The following is a 23,522-nucleotide window of genomic DNA, read 5'->3' as shown; positions in this document are numbered from 1 at the left end:
GGTCGGGGCCATCGGGGGGCGGGCTGGTGAACGTGGTGATTGCATACAACACGTTTGCCGATTCAGTGGTGGAGACGGGTTTGAAGCTGTTGACCGGCACACACACAAATTCGGTTGTGGAAAATAACATTTTTCTACAGGAAGGCACGTTGCCCGTAGCGGTGGTGCAGAACCCGCAGGGAATTACTTTCTCACATAATCTTTGGTCGAAAACGCCGCCTGCCTCTGCGAGCGGGGGAGGGGACGTGATCGGCTCGCCGGGCTTGCTGAAGGTTAGTGGAACAGGGCCAGGGCAACTGTCGCCTGGCTGGTTCCGGATTGGGGCCTCGTCGCCTGCCGCATTTGCGGCCCTGCCGATGGGGAATGTGACGGTCGATTTTTTTGGGGTCCCACGGGGGGCTTTGCCCGATATTGGAGCGATGCAGCACACTCTGGCGCCGCCGGGGAATTTGAGGATTTGGAGCGGTTTGTAGATTTTTGATTTTCGTCGAATTTCAATTTAGCGCAGGGATTGCGGGTTTTGTAAGGATAGGGGAGAGTCGGGTTAGGCAAAGACAAGATGGCGGGCATTCAAAAGATTGGGTGGAGGCGGGTGATCAACTCGCATGTAGAGTTCACGAATGAATTCGTTATCGAGTTGGATGATGGCTCGTTGGGAGTAGGTGCGTCGCCTCAAGGGGAAACGATTAGCATTTATGAGGGCGACCAAAGGGTGCTGTCGCCCGAGGCGGTTTTGTGTCTCATTCAATCGCAAGGGTGCATCGGGCTCGAAATGGAGCAGCAGGAATTCGATAATTTTCTGCAACGGCACATCGGTGAATTCGGGCGGAACAATGTTTTCAGCTTGTCGCTGGCCTTTTTCAATGCAAAAACGGTGTCATGTCCCGGAATGGAGCGCTTGGGAGCGCGGGTTCGCGAATCGGGCACGCCCCGGTTGTGCTGCAACATCTTAAACGGGAGCCGGCATGCCTATACAAACCCGGTCTTAAGCGATTTTGCTGAATACCTCCTGGTAGCGCGGAGCCATGAAGTTGAGAAGGTGATCGAGTTGCATGGCCAGGTGCAGAGGAAGGTTAGGGAAAAGCTGCGGAAGCACGGGATGGAGCTAGTGTCAGGGAACCCGGTTTATCGGCTCGGAGCGCGGGATAACCGGGAATGCCTTGAGTTTTTGTTAGCGATTCTGGGCGAGCTTGGATTGGGGAACGAGTTTGATTTGATGGTGGATGCGTCGGCGGGGGACCTTTGGACAGGGCAACGCTACCAACTGGCAGTCACGGACAACTCCTCGTATTCGGGCGAGGAATTTGGAGAGTATTGGGCCGGATTAATTCGGGAGTTCGGGATTGGATTTTTGGAGGACCCTTTTGGAGAGAAGGACCAGGAGGCGTGGAGAGAATTGAGCGGGTCAGTGAAATGCTGTCATGTGATTGGTGATAATTTTTATTCCTCCGATGCGCTCCGGATTGAGGATGGGTCGATACGGGGGTGCACCCATGGCGTGATTATCAAACCCAACCAAGCGGGAACAATTACCGCCGCTTGCCGGGCGGTTGAGGCCGCCCAGCGGCATGGTCAATTAACGATTGCATCGCACCGCTCGGTCAGCACCGAAGAGACGTTTGTTTCGACTCTGAGCTGTATTTATGGAGTGGATTACATCAAGATCGGGCCGCTCATGACCGATTATTCCTCCGTGATGAGGCTCAACTCGATTCTGCGCTGGGCGAACGAACCTGTATGGCACGACAAACCCGCATCAGCACCATCCGGCACGCCTATACCCATTACAACGCCCAACGGCGCTACGCCGGAACGCTCGATGTCCCCCTGAGCAAAGCGGGCCTGCGCGAAGCCCGCAGTGCGGCGGCCAAACTGGCTCGGGCGCGATTTGACGCGGTAATCACATCGCCTTTGAAGCGAGCCTTGGAGACAGCGCGGATTCTCTCCCGAGGAAACACACCCATCGTGCAGACGCCCTTGTGCAGCGAGCGACGATTTGGGATTCTGGAAGGGCTGACCTGGGACGAGGTGCGGGAGGTAAAACCGCCGGTGCTATTGATACAGGTCGGCTATGATTTGCATACGGTGAATCCGAAAGGGGGCGAGGCCCTCGAGGATGTTTGGGAACGCGCGAAAGAGTTCCGCCGGTTTTTGTTCATCAATTACAGCGGACGCGAGGTGTTGGTGGTATCGCATGGGGTGTTCCTGCAGCTTTTCAACGGCCTGCTCCGTGGCCTGAATTGCATCGAGTCGCTCGCACTCTTCCCCGGTAATCTTGAACTCGCCCGCTTCCGGTTTGCCGGCGAGAAACTGACGGGTGAGAGCGTGGTTCGGTTGGGTCGGGGGGAAGTGGTGAGTTGGTGATGCAGAGTATTGGGAACCAGGTCGCGCCAAGCGCCTTGCGGTGTTTTGGGAAGGGCGACCCTCTGGAGAATTGAACAGAACGGAAGAAGCCTGAAATCGCTTCTATGTTGCGGAGATTAAAGGAGTCATTTTTCGTCCGGCGGGTAATGAAGACGGCCTGGTACTGCCGGGTGCGCCGGCATTTTCCGGGCTCGGAGGATTGTTCGCGGGATGATCGAGGACAGATTGAAAACGCGGAAATGGTAGGAATCGATTGGCCTGCCAGTCTGCCCAGGCCGCGCGTGGGGGTAGTTCGAGACCTGGAACCCTATCCGCGCTGGACAAAGTACTGCCGGTTCCTGCAGAAGAACGGGTTCGAGCACGACATTTATGATATTCACGCGCACGATTGGCTGCAGCGCGCCGGGGGATTCGACGTTATTATCGGGATTTGGTCTTGCGAACTGCATCACCTGCAGGAGCTGCGGGAGAAGTATTGGTTTTTGGAGAACTACTTAGGTAAATCAACCTATCCGTCGGCGGCGCACGCCTTGTTATATGAGGACAAGAAACTGGAGGCGTATATCGCGAATTCCTGCGGCATCCCTTTTGCAAAGACTCATATTTCACACGATTGCCAAGATGCGTTGCGGATGGTCGCCGGGTTGAGCTACCCGGCATTGTCCAAGATCGTGCCCGGGTCGGGCTCGATTGGTGTGGAGTTGGTGAGCAACGCGGCACATGCCCGAAGGATCGTTCACCAAGCGTTTAGCTGGGGCGGGCGCAAGACACATGTCAATTATGCGCGGCAGAAGGGATATGTCTATTTTCAGGATTTCATTCCAAACGACGGATATGACATCCGGGTGATTGTGGTCGGGGACTTGGTTTTCGGCTATTACCGGAAGGTCCCTGCGGGGGATTTTCGGGCATCAGGGATGAACCTGGTGGAGAAGAGAGATTTACCCCGAAGGGCGATGGCCATTGCGCTCGAGTTGAACCGGGCGGTGCGCAGCCCAATGTTGGTGGTGGACATGGTGAGAGACCGCGAAGGGGACTTTCACGTGATTGAGTTTTCACCCGTCTGCCAAGTGGAAACCCCGGAGCAATTGCATGTGCATGACAAACCAGGCGCTTACCACTTTGACGAAGATGGCAACTGGCGATTTGAGCCTGGGCGGTACTGGGTACATGAGCTGGCGCTGCGGGAGTTTTTGTTAGCGGATTACATTCCAAAGGTTGGAAGAGGCGGGAACGGCGATCAGCATTGGACACCCAACGTCGAACATCGAACCCCGAAGGATGCGAAAGGGGCGGAAGCCGCAGAGGTCGAAAGAGAGGTTGTAGGGCAGTCAAAGTCGCTGCCGCGGTAGCCGGTCCCACATAAAAAATGACGACTGCGCGAATGGCAAGTGGAGCGGTGGCCTTGGGAAGGGCGCCCGCTCTGGAGATGCCCTATGAGAGCGCATTGGAGCGAATCGCGGCGGTTGTTTGCAGTCTGGCGATAGCCAGTGTTCCGATCTTTTCGACGGCCGAGAATTTGTCGTTTATTCCTCAGGCCTTTGCGGTGCTCGGGACAGGGCTGGCTTTAACGACGCTCTTAAAGCGCATTCCGGGCGTGCATTTATCCATGGTGTCTTATGCGGTCCTGGTGCTTTTTTGGAGCATCACACTATTGTCAGACCCGGAGGTTTGGCCGGAGTACCTAACTCTGATCAAGGTCTGCGTGCTGGCGCTGGCCTGTCATATCGTTTTCCGTTCGAAAGACCGGTTATTGCTGTTATTCGGGACCTATTGCGCGAGCGGGTTGGTGACGCTCGGGATGAACTGGCGCCAGATTCGTGCGCTTGGGACCTCAATGGCCGGCTCTTCTCTTAGCGAAAAGGACCGATTTGCGGGGACATTTGACAACGCGAACGATGCAGGCATTTACGGGGTGATGTTGATGTTGGGCGCGTGCATTGTCTTTTTTAATTGCCGGAAATGGTGGCGCTGGCCGCTTGCGGCCATTGGCCTGGGGGCTGGGCTGGCGATTTGCTTTTTCAGCGGCTCCCGCAAAGCGATGCTGGGACTGGGTTGTCTCATCCTGGCGGTGCCCTGGATGGCTGCGGGCCAAGGAGGAATGCGCCGGTGGCGCCCAGTGAAAATGGCGGTGCTGCTGGCGCTTATGGCGGTTTTGGGTGGCTTGTTATTCAGCAGACTGCCTTTTGTGGACAGGCTCCTGGAGCCATTTAGCCGAGGAATAGCCTCTGACAGTTCCAGCGAATTGCGTTTTGCGATGTTGACAAGGGTTTTTGAATTGTGGGCGGCTCATCCGCTATTTGGATGCGGATTTGAGGGGTTCAGCAGGCTCTCCGAATTCGGGGTGTATTCGCACACGACCTTTGGCGAGGTATTGTGCAATGCGGGCCTGGTTGGAATGGCGCTGCTGGCAGTTTTTTATTTTCTGCCGGGGCTTCAACTTTTTCGAATGAGGCGGCTGGGTGGCGGTTTCAGTGTGGGGCTTCTTACCTTTTGGGCCATTTTCACAATCTTCTCGATATTTGCGGTTCTATTTGACTCGAGGGAGTTCGTTCCCATGTATGCCGGCATTTGCGGGTATTTACAGGAACGGACAGGGATGACGTGAAGATCGTTTGTTTTATCGACAATTTAGGAGCCGGGGGCGCCCAGCGTCAGTTGACAACGCTGGGGGTTTTCTTTCGCAAAGCGGGTCATTCCGTTTCGTTCATCACGTACCATGAGGACATGTTCTTTCGGCCGATGCTGGATGCGAACGGGGTTGGAGTCGAGCGGCTCAGGGCGCGGAGCAGGCTGGGCCGGCCGGTGGCATTGAGAAAGCGGTTGCTTTGCGAGGCCCCTGATGCCGTGCTGGCTTTTCTTGAAGGCCCTTGTCTGTATGCGGAACTAGCGGGCTTGCCGAAGCGTCCGTGGGGCCTGGTGGTTTCAGAACGTCTGGAAATGAACGGCAATGGGAAGGCGCCGAATTGGAAGAGGGGATTTCATCGGTTGGCAGATTGTATTACGACAAACTCACATGCGAATCGAAGGGCATTGGCGCAGGTGCTCGGAAAAAGCGCAGCGAGGATTGCTACCATTTACAATTGCCTGGATTTGGAGAGCTTTAAACCTGCCGGATCGGCCCGGCGGCATGGCTCCGGGCCGATTCGCCTGGTTGTTGCCGCCAGTTACCAGCCCAGAAAAAACACACTGGGTCTGATTCGAGCCGTTGCGATGGCCTTATCGCAGCATCCAACCCTTAAGTTGCAAATCGACTGGTATGGGGGGTTTCCGCTCCTGCGCCAAGGAAGCGAGGACAGGAGATATTTCGAGGAGTGCCAGGAATTGATCCGGGGATTGGGTCTGGCGCGGTCATTTCATTTGCATGAAAAGGATAAGGCGATTATTTCGCGGTATCAGGAGGCGGATGCGGTAGCGTTGCCGTCACTGGCGGAAGGATTGCCGAATGCCGTATGCGAAGGGATGGCATGTGGTTTGCCCGTGCTGGCGAGCAGGATTGGGGACGCGGATATTCTTGTCGATCAGGGAGTGAATGGATTCCTGTTCGAGCCGCAACATCCGGAAGATATGGCGCGAGCGCTCCTTGATTTTTGTGGTCTTTCCCGCGAAGCCCGGCTCGCGATGGGGGTTGAATCGCGGCGCAAAGCGGAGGTACTTTTTTCGCCCGAGCATGCGGTTAACGCCTATCAGAGGCTGCTTGAGGCAGCGGCAACGGGGCGAGAGGTCCCGGTGCGTCATTGGCCGGCGGAGCCGGGGCTGGTCGATTCGGTTCAGTGCGCTTGTTCAGGGCAAGGATGCAAGGGCTGAGGAACTGCTAACAAATGCGGATTCCCATGCGAGCCAGTGATCATTTGAGATGGCCATTGGCCTGGGGCTTGTTTGGCGCGCAACGGCTCGTGCGCCGGGCGCGGGAGTCTGTCATGCAGAGCCTCTTTGGGACGCGGGGCAGGAATTTGCGATTTGATCCGGACGGATATTACACCTTTGAAAACATTCATTTGGGGAACGATGTCGTTCTGGGCCGCGGCGCCGTGCTCATGGCTGCGAGGTCCAGGATTTATCTGGGGAACAAAGTGATGTTAGGTCCTGGCGTGATGATCATTGCGGGGAACCACAACACATCAGTGGTTGGGGAAGCGATGCGAGATGTGAACAGCAAGCGGGCGGAAGACGACCAGGACGTGATTATCGAGCATGACGTATGGTTGGGCGCCCGGGCCCTCATTCTCAAGGGCGTCATCATCAGGCGCGGAGCCATTGTGGCGGCCGGCTCGGTGGTCACCCACGACGTGCCTCCCTATGCGATCGTCGCGGGGAACCCTGCTAAACTCGTGCGATTCCGGTGGGGTGTGGAGGAAATATTGGCCCATGAAAAGAAACTCTACCCAACGGACCAGAGGTTGGAGCGCGGATACCTCGAAGAGTTATCCCGAGAAAGCCGCCAAAGAACACAAAGAACGCCGGGGGAGGAGGAGAGTTCGTATTTTATTTGCGCGCGAAGAGATACACATTGACCATTCCAAATAATTCCAAATCTGGAAGAGGGTCCTTGGTGTGTAGTCCTTCTTGCGGTCCTCCCAGTATAATAAGATGACCCAACTTTCACAGAAACCACAACCCGCGAGCGTGGAGTGGCCAAAGGCATCGCCTGGTTTTAGAGCCACCGAGATTTGCAGGCACACGGCCCCATCCTGTGAGGGATCGCTTTTGCAAGAACGGCTGACGGGTCAGGATTTACAGACGCGGGTGCGGATACTCCAAGTGGGGCCGGTGCCGCCGTCCGGAAATTACGTCGGTGGAATTGGAACGATGCTCAGGCAGATGCTGGAGGCATGGGACCTTCCATACCAGGTCAGCACTTTTAATACGGATACCACGCGCCGGGAGTATGGTTCGGTGAATCGGTTGAACCTGGTGAATGTGCGGCGGTTTTTGGGTCACGCGGTTGCCCTGGTGAAGCGAGTCCGCAAGGAGAGGCCGGAGCTCGTCCATATCCATACCAGCCGTGATTGGGCGTTGTTGAAGGACCTGGCATTGGTCTGGCTGGTCAAGCTGTTCGGGCGATGCAAAGTGGCCGGCCATATTCATCATGCATCCTACGCCACATTGCTGGCGGGGAAGATGGATTGGCTCCGATGGTTCCAGATCAAGCTGTTGCTGGGGACGTTTGATCGGATGGTGCTGATGTCGGAGGGCATCCAACACGAGTTGGCAGCCCGCTTGAATACGCCAGATGCCCACCGATTGAATTCGAAGTCGGTCGTATTGTACAATTTTACAGCTTTGCCGGATTTGCCGCGCGAACCGAAAGCGCCTTCAGGAAGAACTGTTTTGTTTTTCATCGGGAATATCGGGCGGGCAAAAGGGATTTTTGACCTTATCAGGGCGGTTGCGTCATTGAGGCGCGATGGAGCCGCCAACTTGGAATTGGTGTTGGCCGGACCGATGGATTCCGTGGCTGTAGAGACACAGGTCAGGGAATTGATTGCAAGAGAGGGAGTTGGTGACCTGGTTAGAACCACAGGACCTGTCTTCGGAGGCGAGAAGGCAGCGCTGTTCAGCGGTGCAGATATTTTCGTACTGCCTTCGTATGGGGAGGGTGTGCCCCTGTCGGTCCTGGAAGCGATGGCCTATCAATTGCCGGTGGTTGCGACGGCAGTGGGGGGGATTCCGGAGATAATCTCGGAAGGCCACAGCGGGTTGCTGGTTAAACCGGGGGATGTTGAGGGGCTTACTGCTGCCATTCGAAGGTTGATAGGCTCCACACAGTTGCGGGATGAGATGGGAAAGCGCGGGCGGCGCCGGGTGGAGCTGCATCATTCAGCCAGGGAGTTTATGAAAAAGTTGGATGGGGTTTATAGAGAACTGTTGAGAGGATGAAGGATGAGCCTTGATGGTGATACAAACAGATGCGCATTGAACCGGCCATCGATCAACCGGCGGGGGCGTTAGCCGCTCTGCCGGGCCAGACAAGCAGTTGGTCCTTTGCGAACAGATGCGCGCGGGGTCTTTGGGGGATGGTTTGGCTAATTCTGTTCCGTCTGAGCCCGCGCCCGTGTTTTGGTTGGCGACGATGGTTGTTAAGGTGTTTTGGGGCGAAGGTGCATCAAACGGCGCTGGTCTATCCCAGCACAAGAATCTGGGCGCCCTGGAACCTGGAGATGGGTGAACAGACGGCCATGGCCGAGCAGGTCGATTGCTATAACGTGGCCAAGGTGACTTTGGAACCCGGCGCAGTGGTCAGCCAGTATTCCTACCTTTGCACTGCCAGTCATGATATCACCGACCCGTCAAATCGTTTGATGAGCAGGCCAATCTGCCTGGGCCCGCGCGCCTGGGTTGCGGCACGTTGCTTTGTAGGAATGGGCGTGCGTTTGGGAGAAGGGGCGGTGGTGGCAGCGGGGGCTGTGGTGGTCAAGCCCGTGGAGGCCTGGGAGGTAGTTGGGGGCAATCCAGCGCGATTTCTTAAAAAGCGGGAGTTGCGTTCAAGAGTGAGGCTTCAAGACCAAGGACCAGCTCAGGGCAAGTCTTGATGTCATGCGCCGATTTGTCATTGTAACGTCGGAATTCCCGCCGGAGCCGACGGTTTCAGGCAGAATGGCCAGTGATCTGGCATTGTACCTGGCGGCAAAAGGACATGACGCAAAAGTGATTTGTCCTTATCCGAGCCGCCCAGGCGCGCTTGATTACCCCAAGCCCCTCCGCGGGGCGGTGGAGCGGGAGAGGCGGGAAGGGGTGTCAGTGGTGCGGGTTCCATCGAGGGTTGCGCCCCAATCGCGGTTTGCTGGCCGGATGCTGGAGAGTTGGAGTTTCGGGCGGTGGTCGAGCCGGTTTGTCTGGGAAGGCGGCCCGTTGCCGGATGCAGTCTATTCGGCGACCTGGCCGATGCTAGCCCAGGCCTGGATAGCGCGGAGGGCTGCGCGTCTCGGCGTGGCGCACATCGCACACATCATGGACCTCTACCCTGAATCGGCTTTGCTAAAGGTGCCCGGGTGGGTTCAATGGCTGACCGGACGCGCCCTCGTGACATTGGACCGGTGGAACGCCTGGAGGTCCAATCCGCTGGTGGTGATTTCGGAGGCTATGCGCCAGACTTACATCAGGTCGCGGGGGTTGCCGGCCCAGCGCGTGGCGGTGGTGGGGACGTGGCAAGATGAAACACCATTCCTGGTGCTGCCGGAGCGGGAAGAGGCAGCCCAGGCGTACGGTGTGCCTACAGATCGTTTCACCTTTCTGTTTTTAGGGAACATCGGCCCTGTCGCCGGAGTGGAGCATTTGATCGAAGGCTTCTCCAGAGCGTCTTTGAGCGGAGGGCAGCTCGTGATCGCGGGCGAAGGAACTCGCAAGCCAGCCTGCCTGGAGTTAGCAAAGCGTTGCCCGGGCAAAATACGATTCCTTTCCGAGCCGAATGTGAAACGCGTTCCGTTGCTCCAGGCATTGGCGGACGTGTGCCTGTTGCCGGTCCGTCGAGGGGCTGCCATTAGTTCCATTCCGTCCAAGCTTTCGTCTTACATGCTTTCAGCGAAGCCGGTTGTGGCATCGGTGGATGAGCAGAGCGATTCGGCGCGACTAATCAGGACCGCCCGTTGCGGTTGGGTGATTCCACCGGAGGAAGCCGATGCCCTGGCGCAGAAGATGAAGGAAATGACCTTTTTGGAACCTGAAGATTTAGCGGAGCGCGGTTTAAGCGGGCGGAGCTACGCGTTGGAGCACCTGAGCAAAACGCGCGGCGTGCAACGGCTCGGTGACATGCTCATCGGAGCAGCAGAAAGCGGGAGGTACCAGGACATGTTACGGACTCCTCAGGAAAATGTCGTATCGAGCGGCTATTGAAAAGGCGCAGTACTTGGCGCTTGGGCAAAGAGAGCTGTACAGCGTCGTGTACGAGTGCGAGGCGCCAGCGGCTTGTGTGTTGCTTTGCGGGCCCTTTGCGACAGATCGGCTCTATTCGCTGGCGGGGTGGGTCAAGTGGGGCCGCTTCCTTGCGAGCCGAAACGTGCTGGCAGCGCGGTTTGACTATACTGGCACCGGGGAAAGCACCGGACAGTTCAGCGAAATAACTTTTCGCGATTGGATCGAGGACATCCAGCAGGCGAGCGCCTGGTTGAGATCAAATTATCCTGCTGGCCGCCTGGTGCTGCACGGGCTGGGTATGGGTGCGTTGCTGGCGCAAAAGGCCTTCGCAGCAGGAAGCGGCGATGCCTTACTGATGTGGTCACCGCCTCTTCGGGCTAGGGACGTTTTGAAACAGGGACTGATGGCTCGCCTTTCGATGGACATGATTCTGCTCAAGCACTGTGAAAGGAAATCAGCTCAGGAATATATCGGACAAGTAAAGGCAGGAGAGCCGCTGGAAGTGGATGGCTATCGGTGGTCCGCGGAGCTGTGGAACAGTTCAGAGGCACTCGCTCTGGATAGCGCCTGCGCTTCAGAGGGAGAGGGTGTGGAGTCAATCACAGGCCGGCCGTGGAACCATATTGAACTGGGCGAAAACATGGCGCCGTTGATGCGCTCGGTGAACCTCTTCCGGGCGATGAACCCCAGGGCGGCGATTGTGCCGGAGTATCCGCTCAATCCGGATTTTACGGAATTCTTCGGTAGGAATCTGGATTGGATTCTAAAGAGAGTAATACAAAAGCCCGAACACAATCATGCGTGAAGCCTTGATCATCGAGGTGGATGGGCTCCGTTTGCACGGCACACGGCATATTGGACCTGTTGCAGGCGAACGCGGGATATTATTTTTTAATTCCGGCGTCCAGCCTCGTTCCGGGCGCGGAGACCTCAACGTCCATCTCGCTGACGAGTTGGCGAACCAGGGATGGCCCTGTTTTCGTTTTGATTTGCCCGGGCTTGGCGATTCGGAAGGCGAATTGCCGGGGCAATACTTGGAGCTGTATAGACATATTCAACAGGGAGGCCACGCGTCAGTTGCCGAGGCTCTGGCTCAGGCGTTGTGTGAATCCAATGGGCTTTCGGAGTTAGCGCTTTTTGGCGTCTGCGGAGGGGCAATAACAGCCGTCTTCGCAGCCGCCTGTTCCGAGAGCCTTGCAACCAGCGGTCTCATCCTCTTGGATTTGCCTTTTTTCCTGTCTCGAGGAGTGGCAGCTCCTGGCACAAAGGGGCCAGCAAAATCATTCCGCAGAAGGGCAGTCGAGATAGCACGGGAAAGCAAGGCGCGCGCGCACGACTGGGTCATCGAGAGCCGATGGGAACCTTATGTCAGCGCGCTCTATCGAAGGGTGATGCAATGGCGGGGCAGCGGAGCCTCAGGCGGACTGCCAGCAGATGCCAACCTGAAGCTTCTCGAGGCCCTCGATTCTGTGCTGGCGCGAGGAACTCCGGTTCTGCTGATCGCAGCCCAACCCGCAAAGGGCTCTGCGCCCGGATTCGATTACGCCGGTTATGTTCAGCAGCCGCGCGCAGGGGACCTGGAAGAAGTAGAAATCCAAGGCACAACTCATTCGTTTGTTGAGAATGAGGGGCCTTCCGCTGTTTTGAGAGCTATAACGAAGTGGCTGGGAAGGCTGGATGGCAAGTCCAGCACAAACGGGGAATTCGGGGCCACGCCGGAGCCAGGGTTGGTTGCTCAGGCAGAATCTTGAGGCAAATGCAAATCCCCTTTTTCAAACCAACCATTACCGAGGAGGAGGTCAAGGAGGTGGTGGACACGCTGCGGTCGGGCTGGCTGACAACCGGGCCGAAGACCAAGGCATTTGAACAGGCCTTCAGCGAGTATATCGGCTTGGAACACGTTGTGGCGGTGAATTCCTGCACAGCGGCGTTGCACCTGGCGTTGGAGGCAGTCGGCTTAAAAGAAGGAGAGGGTGTTTTGGTCCCAACGCTGACCTTTGCCGCGACTGCCGAGGTGGTGCGCTACTTTAAAGCAACCCCGGTGCTGGTGGACTGCCGGGAGGATGATTTGAACATGGACATGGCCGACGCGCATCGGCGGCTTGAGGAAGCTCGCGGGCGGGGTCTCGATGTGCGTATCGCTATCCCAATGCATTACGGGGGCCAAATTGGAGATGTGACAGGCCTGCTCGAACTGACGCGCGCGCGCCGGATACGGGTCATTGAGGATGCTGCGCATTGTTGCCCAGGCAAGTACCGGCACGATGAGCAATCGCCCTGGCTGCCGGTGGGCAGTTTTTCAGACATTTCCTGCTACTCATTTTACGCGAACAAGTGCATTACGACGGGGGAAGGGGGGATGGCATGCACGGGCAATGCGGATTACGCGGAGCGCATGCGGGTGATGGCCTTGCACGGGATTTCTCGGGATGCGTGGAATCGGTTCACTGCGGACGGGGCCTGGTACTATGAAATCATCGCGCCCGGGTTTAAATACAACCTGACCGACATCGCCTCGTCTATTGGAATTCACCAGGTGCGAAAGGCGGATGGGTTGCACGCGCAACGCGCGCGGGTGGCTCGGACCTACTCGCGGCTCTTGTCTGATATGGATGAGTTGCAATTGCCGCGCGAGTTGCCAAACCGGATTCATTCCTGGCACCTGTACGCAATTCGGCTAAGGCTGGGTGCGTTAAGCATTGGGCGGGCGGAATTTATCGGCGAGCTCAAGAAACGCGGTATTGGGGCCAGCGTGCATTGGATGCCGTTGCACATGCATCCGTACTATCGCCAAACGTATGGATACAATCGGGAAGAGTTTCCCGTCGCAGCCGGAGCATACGAAGAACTGGTCAGCCTGCCTATTTTCCCGGCAATGACTGAGGAGCAAATCGTCTATATCGCCGAAACGATACACGAGATCATCGCCAGGAACCTAAAAACCGGGATAAAGGTGAAGGTTGAGGGATGAAGGATGAAGCCCCAGCGAGTCTTTTGCTCTCCGTCCTTTTTGCTATTGATCAGCATGCGTGTCAATAAGAACTGGCCTTGAAGCGTATTTACGATTTGGTGCTGGCTTCTTTAGGGCTGCTGTTGCTTTGGCCGCTATTCCTGCTCATTGCCATTGCGGTAAAACTGTCTGATGGCGGGCCGATTTTATTCCGTCAGACCCGGGCAGGGTTGGGGGGCAAACCGTTTCAAATCGTGAAGTTTCGAACGATGGTCCCTGGGGCCGAGGCGAGAGGCCCGAGTGTCACACAAGCCGGCGACCCGCGGGTTACCCGAATTGGCAAAGTGCTGCGCCGGGCGAAGCTGGATGAGTTGCCGCAGCTCTGGAATGTGTTGGTCGGGGAAATGAGTTTTGTCGGGCCGCGTCCAGAGGTTCCCCGCTATGTGGCCTTGTATAGCGAGCACCAACGCCGGATATTGGCACTCAAACCGGGCATTACCGATCCAGCGGCGCTCAGATTCAGGGATGAAGAGCGGCTCCTCGAGGGCGCTCGGGACCTGGACCGGGTTTACATCCAGGACATTATGCCGCGAAAAATTGAACTGAGCCTGGCCTATGCGCGACAAGCCAGCCGCTGGGAAGACACCAAGATTATCCTTCGCACATTGCTGCCGGGAACGGAAAGGGTTGATTTATGAGTATCCTAAGGGGTCGGAAGAGGGGCATTGATTTGGTAAGCGCGCTGCCGCCGGGGGTCGGATTGCGGCGGGCCGGAAAGTTTCTGCTGATTTACAGCAGCGCGCTAACGCTGGGGTTATGGCTGGCATTTGAGGTGCGATTTGATTTAGATTTGCCGCCTGAGCAGGGCAAGTATCTCTTTCCTATCATGGCAGGGGTGGTTCCTCTACAGCTTTTCTTTCTATACGCCTTTCACCAGTTTCATCTGCTGCCGGCGTATTTTGGGATACCGGCGATGATGCGGATGGTTTGGGCAATGTTTTGGTCGGGCGCCACGTTGGCGCTCGTGCGTTGGCGTTTTGGATTGGGTTATGCCCTCCCGTTCGGGGTCATCCTGATCGATATGCTGCTGGGGCTGCTGCTCCTCAGCTCGATGTGTTATGTCTGGCGGCTTTACCGCCTGGACCATTTCTCGCGGCTATTGGGCTTGAGACGCGACGGGAGGCATCGCAAGCGCCGGGTGGCGATTATAGGCGCCGGCAACGCCGGCCTATTGCTGGCCCAGGAACTCAGGACGGACCCAAAGTCGGGCCTGGAACCGGTGGCCTTTTTTGATGATGACCCCAGCAAATGGGGGGCGCACGCGCTGGATATTCCGGTGCTGGGCCCTCCGGAGTTGCTGGCAAACGGAGTGGCCCAAAGCTATCAAATGGATGAACTCATCCTGAGCATTCCATCGGCGCGCGCCACTCGGATCAAGGAAATCCTGGAACTCATCCGGCGAAGCGGTTTGGAGTATAAAACCGTGCCGTCTCTGGCTGAGCTGGCTGTGGGCAAGTTCTGCGTGAGCCATTTGCGCAACGTGCAAATCGAGGATTTGCTTGGACGCGAGCCGGTGCGGCTGCAGCGGGAGGAAATCCGCAGCCTGCTTGCGGGGCGTCGCGTGATGGTGACCGGGGCCGGGGGAAGCATCGGAAGCGAGCTATCCAGGCAGGCGGCCAGTTACGGGGCGGCCGAGTTGCTTCTGGTGGAAAGGTCGGAAGTGCAACTTTTCGCGGTGGAACAGGACTTAATCCGGGCTGGGTACAGCCGGGGGATTCGTCCGTTGGTGGCTGATATTCTGGATGAGAGGCGCATGCGGCATATTTTCGAAACGCACTTGCCCGAACTGGTGTTTCATGCCGCCGCGCACAAGCACGTCCCGATGATGGAGAGCCAGCCGGACGAAGCGATCCAGAACAACGTCTTCGGCACTGCACAAGTTGCGAAGCTCTCGATCGAGCACGGCGTCGAGCGGTTCGTTCTGATTTCGACAGACAAGGCCATTAACCCGACGAGCGTGATGGGCGCCAGCAAGAGGCTGGCGGAGATGGTTCTTCAGGACTTGCAGGCGCGCAATCATACCCCAACCAGGTTAATGGCCGTGCGCTTCGGCAATGTGCTGGGGTCATCGGGCAGCGTCGTGCCCTTATTCAAGGAGCAGATTGCCGCCGGAGGGCCGGTCACAGTCACCCACCCGTTGATGACGCGTTATTTTATGACCATACCCGAGGCGGTCGGTTTGGTGCTTCAGAGCACAGTCGAGGGGAACGGGGGCGAGATATTTGTGCTGGACATGGGCGAGCCGGTGCGAATCGTCGATCTTGCCAAGCAAATGATCCAGCTTTATGGGTTTGAGCCCGGCAAAGACATCCAGGTCGCATTTATAGGAACCAGGCCGGGAGAAAAGTTGTTTGAGGAGATTTCTTATTCGGAAGAGTCGGTTAGCCGGACGACGCACCCAAAGATCATGAGATTGCGAGGTAATCCGCCAGAGCGGGAGACGCTCGCAGCAAACCTGGAATTGCTGCAGAGCGGACTCAACTCCTCAAACGCGCAGGAGTTAAAAATCCTGCTGAATGTGGCCGTGCCAGAGTACCAGCAACAGGAAATACGGTCGCCAAATAAGCCGAACCAGCCTGAGCCAGTCCTGGTTGGGAAGTTATGGAGTCGAGTCATACCGGCTCGAACTCATCGGGCGCCATCTGAAGGGCGGCGGCCTGCCCAATGAAATCAATTCGCAGCAAGACCGTTGAAGGACCAAAACGTTGCTCGACCAGGCCCTCGAGGCCTTGAAGCGGCCCTTTGACAATCCGGACGCGCTGGCCTTCTCTGATATCGTGAGCGAGGCCAATTTCGAGGTTCGACTCGATAGCCAGGAGGACCGCCCGCAATTGCTCGATGAACAAATCCTGGCTGACCACTTCAAGCAATTTGGCCACGCAATCGCTTTGCAGGACCTTGGGCCGTTGCTCCGGGTTGAGTTGGAGGAAGACGTAACCCGGGAATAGAGGTTTCTGGAAGGCGGCAGTTTTTCGGGTCTTACCGTGGTAGCGATGGACGACGCGATAAAGGGGGAGGGTTGCGCGGATATTCTCGCGGCGGCAATGTTGGGCCAGCTTTTTCTCGCAGCGCGGGCGGGTGTGGGCGACAAACCAGAGAGAATCAGGCGGGGGTGTCAGAGGGTCATTGAGCAATTCAGTCGGCATGAGAGTTCCAGATTTCTACGGTTGTTGCCTTTAGCTGTCCAGAAATTCCTCTGGACGCCGTTTTGAGCTCATGATTTGCATTCATCCTGTGCCCGGGTCCTGGTCCGATCGGTGGATTAATTATTGCGCGCAGCGCCGGGTTCCTTTTGTTACTCTGGACGTCTTTGCTCCGGATACCTTGAGCCGCGTGCGGGAAGCGGGCGCGCACGCTGTGCTGTTTGATTTGCCCCTTTTTGATGGCAAGACCTCAGCGGCGCGCGGCTTGGTGCAGTCTTTGGAGCTAATGGGCATCGCGGTCTTTCCCGGGGCCGCTGAATATTGGCATTATGATGACAAAGTGGCTCAGTACCACTTGTTCAAGGCCCTGGAGATTCCCTGCTGCCCGACCTTTATTTTTTACAGCGCACAGGAGGCAAACCAATGGGCGCAAAGTTCAAATTATCCAAAGGTGTGGAAGCTGAGAACCGGGGCGGCCTCCTCCAACGTGAGGCTGGTCAGGTCCAAAGCAGAGGCGCGAGGGTTGATTCAGCGGGCGTTTGGCCGCGGGTTTTCACCGGTCCAGCCCCTTCTTGGCGATTTTCAGACCAAGCTGTTCAAACACAAAAGGCAGCGAGACTGGCTGGCGGTGCTGCGCCGGCTGCCCCAGTCCATCCGAAACCTGGCGCGCTATCGATGCGCAGCGCCTCGGGAGCGAGGTTACGTGTTCTTCCAGGATTTCCTCCCGGACAATCCGCATGATACGCGGGTGACGGTCATCGGGCAGCGCGCATTTGCCTACCGCCGCTTTGTGCGGCCCAATGATTTCCGGGCTTCTGGGAGTGGCCGGATTGATTGGGACCCGAGGGCTGTGGACCTGGAGTGTGTGCGGCGCGCTTTGGAAGCCGCGGCCAAGATCGGTTCCCGCTGTTTGGCGTTCGATTTTGTCTATGGCCCTGGGCGCCAACCGGTCATATTGGAAGTTTGTTACCGCTTTGTGGCGGAATTTGTACAAACGTGCCCTGGATTCTGGGATCGAGAGCTGACCTTTCATAGCCGGCAGTTGTGGCCGCAAGATGCGATAATCGAAGACATCCTCAGTGGTGTGGCAAGTGATGCCCCGGGGTCTTTGGACTTCGCGGCGTCTATTTAAAAGCTTAAAAGCGCGTCGATTGAACGGGAGATAACAGGCATAACAGATCTTCAACGTTTTACTGGATAAGCCTCTTCGCATGAGCGAAGGGGCTTTTTTCTTTTTTCTTTGTTGCTTTCAAGACCACTACGGAGTTGGCGCAGCACTGGAGGCTGCCGCCCATCGAAGCGGCCCAACTCGCGCTGCGGGTGTGCGGGGAGTGCCCGGTGCGCCGTGTTCGATATATTCGCCGTAAAACGGTGCACCTTGGTTGCCATAGGGAATCTTGGTGTTAGAAAAGGTGCCTCTGGCGTTATCCCAGTGCACGATGAACAGAGCTACGTCCTTGCCGTTTTCGCCAGCACGGGTAACGAAAATATCGCCCCAAGAGTTGGTGAAATACTGTTGCGGTATTTTGAGTAATAGGGGCGGGAAATATGCCGGATCTTGTTGCGAGCGGGGATCACTGTTTCTGATTGCGGGGATCACTTTCATGGCTCTTGGTTGAATCGGATCGCCGGCTACGCCAGGCTGAACGACCGGTAATTGCCACTCGTGTACTCGTGTCATCCCAAAGCTATCAATCCTGCCTTGTACCAGGTGTGGGAGAGCAATCCTTCTCAACTTAACCTGCGGAGATTCCGAATTCGGGTAGTGGTACAGTTTGATTATAATCTGAAGTAGAAGTCCGCCACGTTGGGGCTGCCATCGATTGACACAAAAAAGACGGAATAACCTTCTCCAAAATCACGGCCTTGCGAGCGCCCATGCACACACCGGGGCTGTAGCGCACTTCGGAACCAATGGCGAACATCTGGCAGTAAATTGTGTCCCAGGCTTTTCCCAGGATGACATTAGGAATCGCCTAATGTGAATCAAGGAACCTCCTAGTGGTTAGCAGTTCATGCGCTGCCTAAGAACCAGCGTATGGCAGCGCAGCTCAAAAGTTTATCCCACCGCCGGCTCTCAAACATTTTCTGGATGCTCGCCTTAGTCGGTTTTGGCGCGCCAACCGCGAACTCCGTTACCCTTGCATGGAACCCAAGTTCGGACCCGACGCTCGCCGGGTATCGTGTTTATCAAGGGGTTGCCAGCCAGACCTACACGAACGTGCTCAGTGTTGGGACGGCAACCAACGCCACGGTCTCGGGCCTCACGGGCGGGGTGACGTACTTTTTCGCTGTGACCGCGTACGACACCGACGGGCTGGAGAGCCCCTATTCAAACCAGATCACCTATACCCCGTCGAATGCGCTTCCTGTGGTTTCACTGACGGCTCCGGTTTCAGGTGCTTCCTATATGGGTCCCGCGAATATCGCGTGCTCTGCGAGCGTGACGGCCAACGGCCATACGATCAACAGTGTCAAGTTTTACAGCGGCTCGAACCTGATCGCCCAGGCGGCTGCCGCGCCATACACCTGCGTCTGGAGCAACGTCAGCGCTGGCAGCTATGTGCTTAGCGCGGCGGCGCTCTACGATGGGGGAAACTTGGTTTCATCAGCAGCGGCGCCTGTGACCGTCACCAATCCGCTCCCGTTTATCGCTCTGACTTCGCCATCGGATGGCGCCAATTATACAGCTCCGGCAACGATCAATCTGGCTGCCACCGTAACGCCGAATGGACATGTGATTAACCAGGTCCAATTCCTTGATGGTTCAAACCTAATCGCGGCGGAAGCTTCGCCTCCATATTCGTACACGTGGACTAACGCCACGGTGGGAAGCCACCTTCTAAGCGCGGCGGCCATTTTTGACTCAGTTGGCACGGTTGCTTCCTCTCCGGCGCAAGTGACCGTCGCGTTGGCGCAGGCCCCTGCCCTGCCTCCTCCCTGGCAATCCCTGGATATTGGGACTGTGGGCTTGGCCGGGAGCGCATCCATCAATGGCGGCCTTTACGCGCTGAGCGGGGCCGGGAACCTGACCGGCACGGCCGATAGCTTCTATTTTGTGTTTCAACCAATGACAGGCAATGGTGAGATTCGAGCGCAGATCAGCTCGATACAGAGCAGGGGGACCGGCGCGCTTGCAGGGGTGATGGTCCGCGAGACGCTCACTCCAGGAGCCCGATACGTGTTTATGGGCATCTCGCCCTCGGGGGCGTTTGACTCAAAAATGCGGAGCAGCACCTCCGGGACGACGACTTCTAAAGCTTCGGGTTCAGGTGTCCTGCCCAATACCTGGGTGCGAGTAGTCCGCTCCAATTCAAAATGGTACATCTATAAATCGACCAATGGGTCGAATTGGACGCGGGTCAGTTCGGCTTCCATAGCGATGGCCTCGAGCGTGTACATGGGTTTTGCCGTGTGCTCGGGCAGCACTAACGCCCTGGAGAGCGTCGCCTTCACCAACGCTACCATCGTACCCTGACTGGCCCACTGCACTTGCTTCTTCACGTTGTATGGGCAGTTTTCAGATTGTTCGCCTGGTCCGAAATGGCGCCTTCACTTTTTTGGCCGTGATAGTGATGGTTTGGCTTCTTCACTTGCCCCGCGCTAAATCCAGCAAACAAGACGTGGCCGAACCCGGGACGGCGCCTCGCCCCGTGCGTTGCGCGGAAGCCGCCGAGCCACAGATTCCTGCTTTCGCCGTCTCCGCTCCGGTTTTGACGGCTGGCCAACTTGATGATGCCCACTCGAGTGGTCCGGAATCGCCGCAAGTGTTGCTTCGTCGCTGGGCCGAAAAGGAGCCGGCGTCGGCGGCCGCCTGGGCAGCTCAAGTGACTGGTCGGTTCCGCGGTGAGGCTCTGGAACAAGTGGCGATTGCGTGGGCTGACTTGGACCTGCGTGCCGCCTGTCAATGGGTGGGTTCTCTGCCGGAGGACAGCGGCAAAGAACCGGCTGTGCTTGGGGTGGCTAACGAGGCCGCGAGAATAGACCCGCAGACTGCCTTGGAGCTTGCAGGCTCGCTTCCCCCAAGCCAGGCGCGTGATAACGCGCTGGTCCACGCAATCAGCCAGTGGACAGCAATTGATGCCTCGGGAGCGGCGGCGTGGGCGTCATCTGTGGACGATTCAAATTTGCGGGAGCGTTTGGTTTCAGGCATCGCCATCGCCACGGCGGTGCAGGACCCAGCGACTGCGGCATCGCAGGTAGCGAGTTTACCCGCCGGAAGCGAACAGTCGCGCGCTGCCGTAGCGGTAGTTCAGCGGTGGGCCTTGAGCGCTCCCCAAGCCGCTGCCGCGTGGGTGCTGCTGTTCCCGGATGGGCCGGTTCGCACCGCCGCTGCGGAGAATTTGCTTGCGATTTGGGCGGCGCAGGACCCTCAGGCGGCAGGCCAATGGCTGCAGCAACTTCCGCAAGGACCGCTGCTCCAGGCCGCTTCGTCCGGTCTGGCCCAAGGCCTGCGTGCGCGAGGTCAAGGGCCCTTGGATTGATCGTGTGGGTGATAGCCGGAAGTTTTTCTGGACAGGCCGTACGTCCTGGCGCAAAGCTCAGCGCATGCAGTTGTCACTTCACACGCGCAAAAATTTGTCTCTCGCGCGCTCCTGAATGAATGAAACCCACCCGGCGTGAATTCCTTACGGCCTGTGCCAAAGGTGTGGCCGGAGCGACGCTGGCTCCATGCCTCGCCCGGCTGGGCTACTCAGCGCAGATTGAGTCCGGCGCTGAAGCCCTCGCACCGCGCCGGGGGGCTGGATTTGAAGTTCGCAAGGCCTTTTTGCCGCAGCGCCTGCATCTCGGAAACACCGGAATCTATCGCGTGCAACCTATTGATGACGCGGCGTGGCTCTGGTATCCCGAGGCTCCCGGCAGCCCAGCCCCGGCGCACAAGGAGTTTTTCTATGGGGGTTGGAGCCAACCCGTGCTGCTGCGGTTCCGCAAAGAGTTTGAAGCGCCAGCCTCCCCGGTTCGCATCCATGTCAGCGCCGATGAACGTTTCGAGTTGTTCCTGGATGGGATCCGCATCGCGCGCGGTCCGGACCGCTGCGACGTCGAGCGCTGGTCTTATGCGACTTACGACATGGTGCTGGCGGCAGGCAGCCACCGGGTGGAAGCCCTGGTCTGGAGCATCGGCCCGCGCCAGCCGGTTGCCCAGCTTTCCTGGCGTGGCGGCTTCGTCCTCAAGGCCGAAGGCCCATCCGACGAGCAACTCACCACCGGCAAGGCCGCCTGGGAAGTTGCCCGGCTGGAAGGTTACGAGTTTGCTCCAGGGGTCTTTTTTGTGGGCGCCGAACTCATCGCGCACGATTGCGGGCCGCAATGGAAGGAGGGCGAGTATGTTAAACCCCAGACTGTTCGCTCGCCGGTCCGCAGCAATTCATATGGCGAGACCGCGGCTGGTTGGAAGCTTTTTCCCACCCGGTTGCCCGATCAAATTGACCACGAGCTTGCCCCGGGCCGCGTGGTGGCGATGGGCAAGGGACTGCTCGGGTCAGGAGTTCCTGTCCGCGCCGAGCAGACCAAAGACCCGGACCTCCCCAAGTGGGATGCCCTGCTCCAGAGCCGCCAGCCTATCGTAATCCCGTCCCACTCCGAGCGATTCGTCCTTTGGGACCTGGAGAATTATTACTGCGCCTACCCGCTGTGCGAAGTCAGCGGCGGCGCCGGGGCAAGCATCGCCTGGTCTTGGGCTGAGTCGCTTTATCTGCCGGGCTCGGAAGCCAAAGGCAATCGTGGCGAGTTTATCGGCAAAACTTTCCGTGGGATGACCGACACCTTCCTGCCAGGCGGCGGTGCAAACCGGAAATTCTCGACGCTTTGGTGGCGGGCAGGCCGTTGGTGCCTGGTCTCGATTAAAACAGCGGCTGCGCCATTGACCCTTCATGGTCTGGCTCTCAACGAGAGCCGCTATCCTTGCGAGAACGAAGGGGCTTTTGACGCCGGGGACCCGCAGCTCCCGGGTGTTATCGGGCTTGCTGTGCGCGGCATTCAGATGTGCTCGCATGAGACCTTTATGGATTGCCCTTTTTACGAGCAATTGATGTATGTTGGCGATACGCGCCTTGAGGTCCTGACCACCGGGGTGATGACACGCGACGACCGCCTAATCAAGCGCGCGCTCGAGTTGTTCGATTTCTCGCGCCGGAATTGGGGTTTTGTCAATGAACGCTACCCTGCGTTCATTCCTCAACTATCGCCCACCTTTTCGATGATTTGGGCGTTGATGCTCAACGATTTTACCTTCTGGCACAACGATGCCGATTTCCTGAAGGCGCGCGTCATCGGCTTGCGTTCTATGCTGGAGGAATTCGACCCTTATGTGAACAGCGATGGGCTTCTGAGTGGGTTGCCCGGCTGGTCGTTCATGGATTGGGTGCCCCAATGGCAGGAGGGCTACGCGCCTGATGGCGAACACGGCCTCTCGGCCCTGAACAACCTGCTCTACCTTTATGCCTTGCAGAAATCGGCCGAGGTGGAGGATTTCCTCCAGGAACCGCTCTTGGCCCAGCGGTTGCGCTCCAAAGCGAGGTCGTTGGCCGCTGCCCTTCAAGCCAAGTTCTGGAACCAGTCGCGGGGTTTAATCGCCGACAACCTCGCCCAGACGGAGTTTAGCGAGCACGCGCAGTGCCTGGCTCTCCTGACCGACACGGTCGCTGGCGCACAGGCCAGTCGTTGCTTCGAACAGCTCCTGACGGCGCCGGACCTCAAGCGCGCCACCATTTACTTCAGCTTCTACCTGCTGGAAACCTGGCAGAAATTCGGACGCGGCGACCTGATTGTCCAACGCATGAAGTTCTGGAAAGACCTGGTCAAACAAGGGCTAAAGACCCCTGTTGAAATGCCCGGCAACACGCGTTCGGATTGCCACGGCTGGGGCAGTCATCCCTTGTTCCATCTGCACGCCAGCCTCGCCGGCGTTCGCCCGGCCTCGCCGGGCTTTCGCACCGCTCGTATCGCCCCGCTGCCCGGCAGCCTCCCCCGCATTAGCAGCCGCACGCCGCATCCCGAGGGTTTCATTGGGCTGGACCTGGCGTTTGAACGCGGCCATTGCCGCGGCGCCATCGAGTTGCCCGGCGCCGTTAGCGGCGTCTTTTCCTGGCAGGGCGACCAACAGGCTCTGTCTCCAGGCAAGAACCCAGTGGACCATTAGCAAAGCGGAA

At 57.7% G+C, this 23,522-nt stretch carries 21 protein-coding genes; 19 read left to right on the top strand and 2 right to left on the bottom strand.

The features are described from left to right. The 15 genes from VG146_22975 to VG146_22905 form a co-directional block, all read left to right on the top strand. Nucleotides 1–473 (top strand): hypothetical protein (locus VG146_22975; GenBank protein HEV2395225.1); only part of this gene is annotated, 473 nt, incomplete at its 5' end. Nucleotides 474–559: 86 nt separating this feature from the next. Next, nucleotides 560–1,831 carry a hypothetical protein gene (locus tag VG146_22970; protein HEV2395224.1) on the top strand — a complete coding sequence of 424 codons (1,272 nt, stop codon included), beginning with the start codon at nt 560–562 and terminating at the stop codon, nt 1,829–1,831. Continuing rightward, complete coding sequence (locus VG146_22965) at nt 1,738–2,364, top strand: histidine phosphatase family protein (protein HEV2395223.1); 627 nt, start codon at nt 1,738–1,740, stop codon at nt 2,362–2,364. The genes VG146_22970 and VG146_22965 overlap by 94 nt, the downstream gene beginning before the upstream one ends. Nucleotides 2,365–2,468: 104 nt before the next feature. Next, entirely contained in the window at nt 2,469–3,716 is a 1,248-nt protein-coding gene (locus tag VG146_22960; GenBank protein ID HEV2395222.1) for an ATP-dependent carboxylate-amine ligase, read from the top strand. A 17-nt stretch (nt 3,717–3,733) separates the two neighbouring features. Continuing rightward, nucleotides 3,734–4,972 (top strand): O-antigen ligase family protein, encoded by a 1,239-nt coding sequence (locus tag VG146_22955; GenBank protein ID HEV2395221.1) that lies wholly within the window; start codon nt 3,734–3,736, stop codon nt 4,970–4,972. After that, a complete protein-coding gene (locus VG146_22950; protein HEV2395220.1) occupies nt 4,969–6,171 on the top strand; it encodes a glycosyltransferase family 4 protein in 1,203 nt (400 codons plus the stop codon). The genes VG146_22955 and VG146_22950 overlap by 4 nt, the downstream gene beginning before the upstream one ends. A gap of 14 nt (nt 6,172–6,185) precedes the next feature. Continuing rightward, nucleotides 6,186–6,878 carry an acyltransferase gene (locus VG146_22945; GenBank protein ID HEV2395219.1) on the top strand — a complete coding sequence of 231 codons (693 nt, stop codon included), beginning with the start codon at nt 6,186–6,188 and terminating at the stop codon, nt 6,876–6,878. A gap of 193 nt (nt 6,879–7,071) precedes the next feature. Then, nucleotides 7,072–8,244 carry a glycosyltransferase family 4 protein gene (locus VG146_22940; protein HEV2395218.1) on the top strand — a complete coding sequence of 391 codons (1,173 nt, stop codon included), beginning with the start codon at nt 7,072–7,074 and terminating at the stop codon, nt 8,242–8,244. Nucleotides 8,245–8,465: 221 nt separating this feature from the next. Next, a complete protein-coding gene (locus VG146_22935) occupies nt 8,466–8,897 on the top strand; it encodes a putative colanic acid biosynthesis acetyltransferase (protein HEV2395217.1) in 432 nt (143 codons plus the stop codon). Between the two features lie 4 nt (nt 8,898–8,901). Continuing rightward, nucleotides 8,902–10,197: a glycosyltransferase family 4 protein gene (locus VG146_22930; protein HEV2395216.1), complete on the top strand. Its 1,296-nt coding sequence runs from the start codon at nt 8,902–8,904 to the stop codon at nt 10,195–10,197. Continuing rightward, nucleotides 10,175–11,023: an alpha/beta hydrolase gene (locus tag VG146_22925; protein HEV2395215.1), complete on the top strand. Its 849-nt coding sequence runs from the start codon at nt 10,175–10,177 to the stop codon at nt 11,021–11,023. The genes VG146_22930 and VG146_22925 overlap by 23 nt, the downstream gene beginning before the upstream one ends. Then, nucleotides 11,016–11,969, top strand: a complete 954-nt coding sequence (locus tag VG146_22920) for an alpha/beta fold hydrolase (protein HEV2395214.1) — start codon at nt 11,016–11,018, stop codon at nt 11,967–11,969. Before VG146_22925 ends, VG146_22920 begins: the two co-directional genes overlap by 8 nt. Nucleotides 11,970–11,974: 5 nt before the next feature. Then, complete coding sequence (locus tag VG146_22915; protein ID HEV2395213.1) at nt 11,975–13,189, top strand: DegT/DnrJ/EryC1/StrS family aminotransferase; 1,215 nt, start codon at nt 11,975–11,977, stop codon at nt 13,187–13,189. A gap of 77 nt (nt 13,190–13,266) precedes the next feature. Next, nucleotides 13,267–13,866 (top strand): sugar transferase, encoded by a 600-nt coding sequence (locus VG146_22910; protein ID HEV2395212.1) that lies wholly within the window; start codon nt 13,267–13,269, stop codon nt 13,864–13,866. Further along, complete coding sequence (locus tag VG146_22905; protein HEV2395211.1) at nt 13,863–15,896, top strand: nucleoside-diphosphate sugar epimerase/dehydratase; 2,034 nt, start codon at nt 13,863–13,865, stop codon at nt 15,894–15,896. The genes VG146_22910 and VG146_22905 overlap by 4 nt, the downstream gene beginning before the upstream one ends. Here the strand turns inward: VG146_22905 and VG146_22900 are convergent. Further along, nucleotides 15,841–16,374: a transcription termination/antitermination NusG family protein gene (locus VG146_22900; GenBank protein HEV2395210.1), complete on the bottom strand. Its 534-nt coding sequence runs from the start codon at nt 16,372–16,374 to the stop codon at nt 15,841–15,843. The genes VG146_22905 and VG146_22900 overlap by 56 nt on opposite strands. Before the next feature lie 70 nt (nt 16,375–16,444). Here VG146_22900 and VG146_22895 point away from each other — a divergent pair, with 70 nt between their 5' ends. Beyond that, nucleotides 16,445–17,503 (top strand): hypothetical protein, encoded by a 1,059-nt coding sequence (locus VG146_22895; protein HEV2395209.1) that lies wholly within the window; start codon nt 16,445–16,447, stop codon nt 17,501–17,503. A gap of 126 nt (nt 17,504–17,629) precedes the next feature. Here VG146_22895 and VG146_22890 read toward each other — a convergent pair whose 3' ends face one another. Then, nucleotides 17,630–17,977 carry a hypothetical protein gene (locus tag VG146_22890; GenBank protein HEV2395208.1) on the bottom strand — a complete coding sequence of 116 codons (348 nt, stop codon included), beginning with the start codon at nt 17,975–17,977 and terminating at the stop codon, nt 17,630–17,632. Nucleotides 17,978–18,463: 486 nt separating this feature from the next. Between VG146_22890 and VG146_22885 the strand changes: the two genes are divergently transcribed. From VG146_22885 to VG146_22875, 3 genes are all read left to right on the top strand, one after another. Further along, the gene (locus tag VG146_22885; protein ID HEV2395207.1) at nt 18,464–19,849 is read left to right on the top strand and encodes an Ig-like domain-containing protein; all 1,386 of its coding nucleotides are present in this window, start codon (nt 18,464–18,466) and stop codon (nt 19,847–19,849) included. 88 nt (nt 19,850–19,937) lie between these two features. Then, entirely contained in the window at nt 19,938–20,855 is a 918-nt protein-coding gene (locus VG146_22880) for a hypothetical protein (protein HEV2395206.1), read from the top strand. A gap of 119 nt (nt 20,856–20,974) precedes the next feature. Beyond that, the gene (locus VG146_22875) at nt 20,975–23,512 is read left to right on the top strand and encodes an alpha-L-rhamnosidase (GenBank protein ID HEV2395205.1); all 2,538 of its coding nucleotides are present in this window, start codon (nt 20,975–20,977) and stop codon (nt 23,510–23,512) included. The last annotated feature ends 10 nt before the right edge of the window (nt 23,513–23,522 follow it).

It is taken from the genome of Verrucomicrobiia bacterium (assembly GCA_035946615.1).
Taxonomy (GTDB): domain Bacteria; phylum Verrucomicrobiota; class Verrucomicrobiia; order Limisphaerales; family UBA8199; genus DASYZB01.
This window is presented reverse-complemented; position numbering and strand designations above follow the sequence as displayed.

What these genes read in the sequence shown, in the direction of transcription:
- VG146_22970 (HEV2395224.1), top strand. Translation starts at nt 560, where the DNA reads ATGGCGGGCATTCAAAAGATTGGGTGGAGGCGGGTGATCAACTCGCAT.
- VG146_22965 (HEV2395223.1), top strand. Translation starts at nt 1,738, where the DNA reads ATGGCACGACAAACCCGCATCAGCACCATCCGGCACGCCTATACCCAT.
- VG146_22960 (HEV2395222.1), top strand. Translation starts at nt 2,469, where the DNA reads ATGTTGCGGAGATTAAAGGAGTCATTTTTCGTCCGGCGGGTAATGAAG.
- VG146_22955 (HEV2395221.1), top strand. Translation starts at nt 3,734, where the DNA reads ATGACGACTGCGCGAATGGCAAGTGGAGCGGTGGCCTTGGGAAGGGCG.
- VG146_22945 (HEV2395219.1), top strand. Translation starts at nt 6,186, where the DNA reads ATGCGGATTCCCATGCGAGCCAGTGATCATTTGAGATGGCCATTGGCC.
- VG146_22930 (HEV2395216.1), top strand. Translation starts at nt 8,902, where the DNA reads ATGCGCCGATTTGTCATTGTAACGTCGGAATTCCCGCCGGAGCCGACG.
- VG146_22925 (HEV2395215.1), top strand. Translation starts at nt 10,175, where the DNA reads ATGTCGTATCGAGCGGCTATTGAAAAGGCGCAGTACTTGGCGCTTGGG.
- VG146_22920 (HEV2395214.1), top strand. Translation starts at nt 11,016, where the DNA reads ATGCGTGAAGCCTTGATCATCGAGGTGGATGGGCTCCGTTTGCACGGC.
- VG146_22915 (HEV2395213.1), top strand. Translation starts at nt 11,975, where the DNA reads ATGCAAATCCCCTTTTTCAAACCAACCATTACCGAGGAGGAGGTCAAG.
- VG146_22905 (HEV2395211.1), top strand. Translation starts at nt 13,863, where the DNA reads ATGAGTATCCTAAGGGGTCGGAAGAGGGGCATTGATTTGGTAAGCGCG.
- VG146_22900 (HEV2395210.1), bottom strand. Translation starts at nt 16,374, where the DNA reads ATGCCGACTGAATTGCTCAATGACCCTCTGACACCCCCGCCTGATTCT.
- VG146_22895 (HEV2395209.1), top strand. Translation starts at nt 16,445, where the DNA reads ATGATTTGCATTCATCCTGTGCCCGGGTCCTGGTCCGATCGGTGGATT.
- VG146_22890 (HEV2395208.1), bottom strand. Translation starts at nt 17,977, where the DNA reads ATGAAAGTGATCCCCGCAATCAGAAACAGTGATCCCCGCTCGCAACAA.
- VG146_22885 (HEV2395207.1), top strand. Translation starts at nt 18,464, where the DNA reads ATGCTCGCCTTAGTCGGTTTTGGCGCGCCAACCGCGAACTCCGTTACC.
- VG146_22875 (HEV2395205.1), top strand. Translation starts at nt 20,975, where the DNA reads ATGAAACCCACCCGGCGTGAATTCCTTACGGCCTGTGCCAAAGGTGTG.